This is a genomic window from Ancylomarina sp., from assembly GCF_041555295.1.
Classification (GTDB): domain Bacteria; phylum Bacteroidota; class Bacteroidia; order Bacteroidales; family Marinifilaceae; genus Ancylomarina.
In genome coordinates, this window is the sequence record NZ_JBFFKR010000164.1 from 1 (window position 1) to 7902 (window position 7902).

Annotated in this window: 9 protein-coding genes; 5 read left to right on the top strand and 4 right to left on the bottom strand. The window is 35.0% G+C overall.

Translation table 11 applies throughout. From position 1 onward, the window contains the following. Nucleotides 1-919 (top strand): RluA family pseudouridine synthase (locus ABY905_RS11445; protein ID WP_372643891.1); only part of this gene is annotated, 919 nt, incomplete at its 5' end. Nucleotides 920-1219: 300 nt separating this feature from the next. After that, nucleotides 1220-1729 carry a hypothetical protein gene (locus ABY905_RS11450; protein ID WP_372643894.1) on the top strand — a complete coding sequence of 170 codons (510 nt, stop codon included), beginning with the start codon at nucleotides 1220-1222 and terminating at the stop codon, nucleotides 1727-1729. On the opposite strand, the gene ABY905_RS11455 is transcribed toward ABY905_RS11450, so the two are convergent. From ABY905_RS11455 to ABY905_RS11470, 4 genes are read right to left on the bottom strand one after another with little or no spacing between them, the layout of a single operon-like run. After that, nucleotides 1726-3084 (bottom strand): peroxiredoxin family protein, encoded by a 1359-nt coding sequence (locus ABY905_RS11455; RefSeq protein WP_372643897.1) that lies wholly within the window; start codon nucleotides 3082-3084, stop codon nucleotides 1726-1728. The two genes, ABY905_RS11450 and ABY905_RS11455, sit on opposite strands and share 4 nt — an antisense overlap. A gap of 53 nt (nucleotides 3085-3137) precedes the next feature. Further along, complete coding sequence (mazG, locus tag ABY905_RS11460) at nucleotides 3138-3914, bottom strand: nucleoside triphosphate pyrophosphohydrolase (RefSeq protein WP_372643900.1); 777 nt, start codon at nucleotides 3912-3914, stop codon at nucleotides 3138-3140. Between the two features lie 35 nt (nucleotides 3915-3949). After that, complete coding sequence (locus tag ABY905_RS11465; RefSeq protein WP_372643903.1) at nucleotides 3950-4231, bottom strand: putative quinol monooxygenase; 282 nt, start codon at nucleotides 4229-4231, stop codon at nucleotides 3950-3952. Next, nucleotides 4221-5009: an S-adenosyl-l-methionine hydroxide adenosyltransferase family protein gene (locus ABY905_RS11470; protein ID WP_372643906.1), complete on the bottom strand. Its 789-nt coding sequence runs from the start codon at nucleotides 5007-5009 to the stop codon at nucleotides 4221-4223. Before ABY905_RS11470 ends, ABY905_RS11465 begins: the two co-directional genes overlap by 11 nt. 167 nt (nucleotides 5010-5176) lie before the next feature. Here ABY905_RS11470 and ABY905_RS11475 point away from each other — a divergent pair, with 167 nt between their 5' ends. The 3 genes from ABY905_RS11475 to ABY905_RS11485 form a co-directional block, all read left to right on the top strand. Further along, nucleotides 5177-6151: a PhoH family protein gene (locus ABY905_RS11475; protein WP_372643908.1), complete on the top strand. Its 975-nt coding sequence runs from the start codon at nucleotides 5177-5179 to the stop codon at nucleotides 6149-6151. Nucleotides 6152-6236: 85 nt separating this feature from the next. Further along, nucleotides 6237-7184, top strand: a complete 948-nt coding sequence (locus tag ABY905_RS11480) for a phosphoribosylaminoimidazolesuccinocarboxamide synthase (RefSeq protein WP_372643911.1) — start codon at nucleotides 6237-6239, stop codon at nucleotides 7182-7184. A gap of 234 nt (nucleotides 7185-7418) precedes the next feature. After that, on the top strand, nucleotides 7419-7902 hold a 484-nt coding region (locus ABY905_RS11485; RefSeq protein WP_372643914.1), incomplete at its 3' end, for a carboxypeptidase regulatory-like domain-containing protein.

A 7902-nucleotide genomic window follows, 5' to 3' on the forward strand; every position in this document is an offset into this window, starting at 1 on the left:
GAGATCTATCGGTAGCCTACAAAATATAGCAAGACCATTAGTAAATATGAAAAAAGACGACATAGAACCCAGCGAAACCCATATTGTTCCCATACTACCCATGCCTATTCGGCTTCAAGAATATGGTGTTGGTATTTTCAGTGCTGCTTTAACCAAATCAGCCTTAAAAAAAGCCTTAAAGAAAAAAGAAATAACAGTTAATGACCAAATTGCTACAACGGCTACTATTATAAAAGGTGGTGAATGCATAAACTTATACATACCGGAAGAAATCAGTCCGAAAAGGAAATTAATTTTCCCTCTTCATGTCTTATTTGAAGACGATCACTTGGCCGTGATTCATAAACCTGCTGGTATTTTGGTAAGCGGTAATAGTTTTAAAACCATTGCCAATGCCTTGCCTCAAAATATCAAAAAAAGTCAGCTTCCTGATGCTACCAAACCACAGCCAGTTCATCGTTTAGATTATGCAACCACAGGTGTTTTATTGGTTGGGAAAACAAGTAGTAGCATTCGGGCTCTGAATAAATTATTTGAAAACAAAGAGGTTGATAAAAGCTACTATGCCATTACTATTGGTGAAATGGACGGTGCAGGAAAAATCACTTCTGAAATTGATGGTAAGAAATCACATTCGAATTATAAAGTAAGCAAATCTGTTATATCAGAAAGATTCGGTAAACTCAACCTAGTGCAATTAGAGCCTGAAACTGGAAGAAGGCATCAGTTACGTATACATCTGTCGAGTATTGGGAATCCAATACTGGGAGATAAAGAATATGGAATCGAAAATTTAATTTTAAACGGTAAAGGCTTGTATTTGCATGCCTATTCTTTAAAATTTACTCATCCCTTCACAAATGAAGAAATCCATATAAAAGATGAATTACCTGAAAGGTTTAAAAAAATATTTGATTAAATACAAACGATATCATACATCCGTTCTGTTTTAGCATTTGACAATTTATTAAAGCTCTCCTATCTTAAATTTGGTATATTTAAAATAAAAGCTCAAAATGTATCCCTACCACAACAAAATAAAACAACGAATAAAAAATAACGAATTGCAAGGCTATGAGTATGTCGATAAATACAAATCAATAAGTCCTTGTTTGCTACTGCACTTTATTACAGAGCCCAAAATTAGGCCAATTAGGGAACATCGTTTTAAAGAATACGAAGAGATCATTAATAAGCTTGCAAAATAATAAAACGACAGATGAACTTTGAAGCAATCCTATCAACATTCCCTGGCAAAGAAGCCGCTGTTCTCATTGCTAAAGAAATAGCCAATGAGCCTAAAAACATGGATAAACTTTGGAAATTTGCTACAAGTGCACATGAAAAATCGTGGCGAGCAACTTGGTTAATGGATAAGGTTTACGATGAAGCACCTGAACTTGTTCGCACCTACATTCCACAAATGATTCAACTTATTCCAAATCTGGAATGCCAAAGCAAGCAGAGACAATTCCTGAAACTAATTTCTGCAGAACCACTACCCAAAACCATATCGGGTGATTTTATTAATTCTTGTTTCGATCTACTAATATCGAACTCCACTCCAGTTGCCGTGCGGGTTTACGCCATGCAAATTCTATTCAATTTCTCACAACAAGAACCTGATATTAAGAATGAGTTAGCGCTCGTTATCGAAGAATTTATGACTGATGGATCAGCTGGTTTCAAGTGTAGAGGCAAGAGAATACTAAAAAAACTACAAGCCTAATATAAATATTTAGCCAATTCAGCCTTAAGCTGAAAGAATGTTATTGGCTTTGATATGAGTTTTAAATCAGTTGAAATCAGAAACATCGCTGGAGTTGAAGTAATATTGTAGGCTTTAGCAAACTCCCCTTTCAATCCGGCCTTATCACAAGCATTAACCCAAGTATAATCGGCATCTTCAACGAAATTCGCCCAAGACTTAATATTATTATCTATAGAGATAGCGACAACTTCCATACCTTTTTTATGATAGGTTTTATATATATCCTGAATTTTATCCAATAAGTCAACAGAACCTTCGCAATGAGCAGACCAAGCAACCAATAAGGTAATATCACTATTCACCTTTGAAAATGATTCCAGGTTCATATCCATGCAGTTTTGAAGAATAAAGTCAGGAGCATTTGCTCCAATAGAAAAAATCTTATCCCTTTCTATTCGAGTTCTCATACTCTTATTTGCCAGTACATATTCGCATGAATTAGCCAACTTGTATGTTTTAACCACCGTAGCATATAGGTTTGGAGAACTCGCTTCAGGATATATCTGCATTAAAAAGTTGACCAGGCATTCCTGGGCATATTTATTCACTTCTGATAGCCAGAAGATTTGTTGGATCATAAGCTCTATCTCTTTAGAGTCATTGCGCTTAAGAAGTTCTTGAATTTCCTCGGTATTAAAAAAACGTTCTAATTTATTATAAAAACAGGGTGAGCCTACCATGAGCGTATCTGCGAAATCGAAATGCTGAAAATACTGATTGACAAAAAAACGACTCTTATTTTTCTCATTCAAATCAGGCATTTTATCGGCATAATTCAATGCTAATTGTAAAGACCAGTCGTCAGTTCTTTTAGACCACAAATCCTTTACAAGCCCCTTATACTCCTTTTGTATTTCTTTATGAGTGCTTAAAATATCCTTGGTTTCAAGGGCACTATCTATTGCTTTCTGATATTCATCACCTATGCGTCTCGCTTCCTTATTGTAATATTTAAATTCTGAAATATAGTATTGCAATTGATTGTTCTTATTTCCAGATTCGAAAATAAGCTCAGTCTCTGGAAAGTGACCTCTTATCTCAAAAGACAAATGCGGCATCTCCATTCTGAAATCGACCAGATGTCCATCCTTATCAGATAAACGATATACTCCAGGCTTACCTTCCCAATTAAAAAGCAAAACGCCAAAAGCCTTTACTCGAGAACTATCAATCGTGACAATCCCCATATCACCGCCCTTAAGCAAATAAAATTGCTCAGAGACATGGTCGTTTGCTTTAACTGACAAGCTCATTTGCTCTTGCGAATGACTCGAAAAACTTATAAATAGAAAAATAATTAACAGATATCTCATAAAATGGTAATAAATGTGATCAGGTTACGATGTGAACTAAAAGACAGATTGATTCAGCAATCAAACTGTTTGGCTTCTTCCCAAATCACATCCATTTCTTCCAAACTCATTTCTTTTAAACTTCGGCCTACACCCATCGTTTGTCTTTCCAAATAATTGAAACGTTTTGTAAATTTCTGATTGGTTCTTTCCAGTGCATTCTCTGGGTTTACCCCATATAAGCGGGCCGTGTTAATCAATGAAAAGAATAAGTCTCCAAATTCTTGTTCTATTTTATCCTGATTACCTGCTTTAATTTCAACTTCAAGCTCCGAAATCTCTTCCTTTACCTTATCCCAAACCTGCTCCTTCTCTTCCCAATCGAAACCAACACCTCTCACCTTATCCTGAATACGATTAGCTTTTACCATTGCAGGTAATGATTGTGGCACACCTTCAAGAACGGTTCCTTTTCCACCTTTTTCTTTCAGTTTCAGTTGCTCCCAATTCTCTTCCACTTCTCGTGCATCGGCAACCACCACATCAGAAAAAATATGAGGATGACGATAAATCAACTTCTCGCTGATTCCTTTACATACATCAGCAATATCAAAATCATTGGTTTCAGAACCAATTTTTGCATAAAAAACAATGTGAAGTAGCAAGTCGCCTAGCTCCTTCTTTATCTCCTCTTTATCATCCTTTAATATAGCATCGGCTAACTCATAAGTTTCCTCAATAGTTAGTGTGCGTAGGGTTTCAAGCGTTTGTTTTTTATCCCATGGACATTTCAAACGTAATTCGTCCATAATATTTAGTAGCTCTTCAAAAGCTTTCAAATTCTCATTCATTTCTCCAAGTTTTAATAAGAGTATAACTCCAATATTTATCGCTCAAGGCTCCACGCCTCAGGCTTTGCAGCAAACCATTGTTTTACCTGCGTCCAATTTCCTCTAAAAAAAGCTGAATCTCTATATTTATTCAAAGCATTTTCTGACTGCCAGTGGCTGTGTGAGAAAAATAGGTTTTTATTATTGACATCCTGAAGAATCTCAAGAAAAGAGCAACCTTCAAAGGCTACAATTTCTTCTTTTTCTCCTGCTGTCAATCTTTTAAAATCAGCAATATGCTGGTTTTGAATTTCTAACTTAACAAATCTAACGATCATGAAATTTAACTCTTATATCCGAATTGGTGTCTATTTCCAATAATTTAGACAACTCACCTTTATTCATAGCTATCTCAAGCATTCCTGCAGAATTGAAAATAGCCAGAATATCACCCTCCGGCACATCATTATAGTGCGGACTTATTTTTGTAATCAAATGTTGGTTGCTCTGAACCAATATCTCAAAATCTCTCCCTTCTAATGTTGAATAAAAACGATCCTTCGAAATATTCACAATAGCATTACTATACGAATCAATATAAATCACCTTACCTATCATGGTATCCTTCTGAATAAGGGCTCGAATAGGTACCATATTATATAATGACTTTGCCTTTTTACCTAAATTAGATAATTTCCCATTATTGTAAAGATGAGCAGCTGCAAGTGCAAAAACAGATAATTCTGGAAAATTCAATAAATGATTTTCCTTATTGCCTACTTTCAAATGTCTGATTTCATCGGGTTGATCTCTAAAAATTAAATTGAACATCCCATTATCAGTCCCTATAAAATAATGTCCCTTATTGTGTACGACAACATAAGGCTGCTCAGAACTGGTTTCAGAATTTACAGTGATGATATGAATACTCCCTTCAGGATAATAATGATAAGCGTTTTTTACAATAAAAGCAGCTTGCGATATATTATATGATTCGATATCTCGGCTCAGATCTACTATTTGGGCACCTTCACATAGCGACAATAAACGCCCCTTTAGTGCTCCCAAATAATAATCACGACCATTCCAGTCGCTGCATATTGTAATAACTCCCATGAACTAAATGTTTTATTAGTGTTTGGTTTTCATTTCAAAATTAAAATGAGGTTATCTATCACTTCAAAATTATAGAAATCCTATAAATGCAAATTGATATATCCTGATTCAATCGAAAAAAATCACTAATTTGTAAGCTCAAAAGTAATAAATCTCGAACAATATTTATGATAGAAAGACATATATCTATAGGCTCAATTGACCCGCTCGATTTTTATGGAATAAACAACTCTAAACTTGATATTCTTAAGGAGCTATTCCCCAAACTTCAGATTGTAGGTAGAGGTAACGAACTTATTGTAAAAGGTGAAGAAAAAACTTTGAATTTATTTGAAACTAAAATTAATCTTATCCTTCTTCATTATAGTCAATACAACACACTCACAGATTCTAATCTAAAACGACTTGTTTTAGAAGACACCAAAGAAATTAAAGATCCTTCAGACCCTAAAAATTTTATTCTTTATGGAACTAATGGAAAACTCATTCGTTCACGCAAGAACAACCAAAGAGAGCTTGTCGAGAAAGTTGAAAAAAATGACATGACATTTGTAATCGGACCTGCGGGAACTGGCAAGACATATATTGCGGTCGCTTTGGCAGTTAAAGCCCTTAAAAATCATGAAGTCAAGCGCATCATTTTAAGTCGTCCAGCTGTGGAAGCAGGTGAAAATTTAGGTTTCCTTCCAGGTGACTTTAAAGAGAAGGTTGATCCCTACTTACAACCTATTTATGATGCTCTTCTGGACATGATCCCTGCTCGAAAGCTTTCCATGCAAATTGAGGAAGGTGTCATTCAGATCGCCCCATTAGCTTACATGCGTGGCCGAACACTTAATGATGCTTTTGTTATTTTAGACGAAGCACAAAACACTACAAAAAAACAACTTAAAATGTTCCTGACACGTATGGGAACAAGTGCGAAGTTCATCATCACTGGTGATATAACTCAAATTGATCTGCCAAAAAAACAACAATCAGGTTTGGTACAAGCTTTCCGTATTCTGAAGGACATTGAAGGTATTGCCATGGTTGAATTCGATAGTTCTGATATTGTTCGCCATCATCTAGTGAAAGAAATCGTGGGTGCCTACGAAATAGATGAAGAAAACAAAGCGAAAAAGAGGAAAAAAGAGGAATAAATCTTTTAAATTTGCAGACGGAGTAGAAATACTCCTCCTAAATTAAAGTATTACCATTTTATAAATAATAAATCTTTCTGTAAAGATGAACGAAGCAATTGTAAAAACAGATTTCACCTTTCCTAATCAAAAGAACTTATACGTAGGAAAAGTTCGTGACGTTTATAATATCAACGATGAATACCTGGCCATGGTCGTTTCTGATAGAATTTCAGCATTCGATGTGGTTCTACCTGCAGGAATCCCTTTCAAAGGACAAGTTTTAAATCAGATTGCTGCCAAATTTTTGGACGCAACCGCTGATATCGTACCTAACTGGAAAATTGCGACTCCAGATCCAATGGTAACAGTTGGTCACCTTGCAGAGCCATTCATGGTTGAAATGGTGATTCGTGGTTATTTAACCGGACATGCCTGGAGAGAATACAAATCAGGGAAACGCACTCTTTGTGGTATGCCAATGCCTGATGGAATGGTTGAAAATCAAAAATTTGAAAAACCAATCATTACCCCTACCACCAAAGCACTTGAAGGACACGACGAAGATATTTCGAGAGAAGAAATTCTTGCTCAAGGGATTGTTGGTAAAGAAGACTACGAGAAATTAGAAGCTTACACCCTTGCCCTTTTCCAAAGAGGAACTGAGATTGCAGCTGAGAAAAATTTAATCTTGGTTGATACTAAATATGAGTTTGGTAAAAAAGATGGTCAGATCTATTTAATTGATGAGATTCATACTCCAGATTCATCTCGTTATTTCTACGCTGAAGGCTATCAAGAAAGAATAGACAGAAACGAACCTCAAAAACAGTTGTCTAAGGAATTTGTTCGCGAGTGGTTGATGGAAAATGGTTTTCAAGGTAAAGATGGACAACAGATTCCTGAAATGAACGAAGATCGTATTAAGCTAATTTCTGAAAGATACATCGAACTTTATGAGCAAATTATTGGCGAAAAATTTGTGAAAGCTGATACTTCTAACATCAATTCAAGAATTGAAAATGGTATTGCAGCTTGTCTAAAGACTATGTAATATTTCAAGATTAAGTTATTATTTAAGGCTATTCTCTGTCAAAGAGAATAGCCTTATTGCTTTTGGCAATATTGTAATCAACACAAAATTATTTTTTATGTAAAAAAAACTTACCCCAGAATTGGTTTAAACAAAAACAAGCTTATATTTGTATCGACCAAATCAAAAACCGTTTAACTAACTAATACGACTATTTACATGAAAAATTTATGCATTAGTCAACAAGAATAACCTATGAATCGTCTTATTCCCCTACTGATCATCCTACTATTGGGTACAACTACCTTTGCGAACAACCCAAGTGTTTCCACAAACAAATTTGGAATTATAAATGGCATTATTAAAGACCTAAATTCTAATAAAGCCATTGAATATGCAACGGTTTCTGTTTTCAATAAGGAAAAATCGAAACTTATAGATGGAACCATTACCAACAAGGATGGTTTTTTTGAGATCAAAAAATTAAAGCCTGGTAATTATTATATTGAAGTATCCTTCATTGGTTACGAGAAAAAAATCGTACACGATATTGCCATTCGAAACTATCAGAGAGAAACAAAACTTGATATCATCAAGCTGAATCATTCAACCAAGGCTCTTCATGAAGTTGTTGTAAACTCAGATAATCATGCTATAGATTATCAAATCGACAAAAAAGTTATCCCTGTTAGTAATCAACTATCTGCTGCTGGTGGTACAGCTATTGATGTTTTAGAAA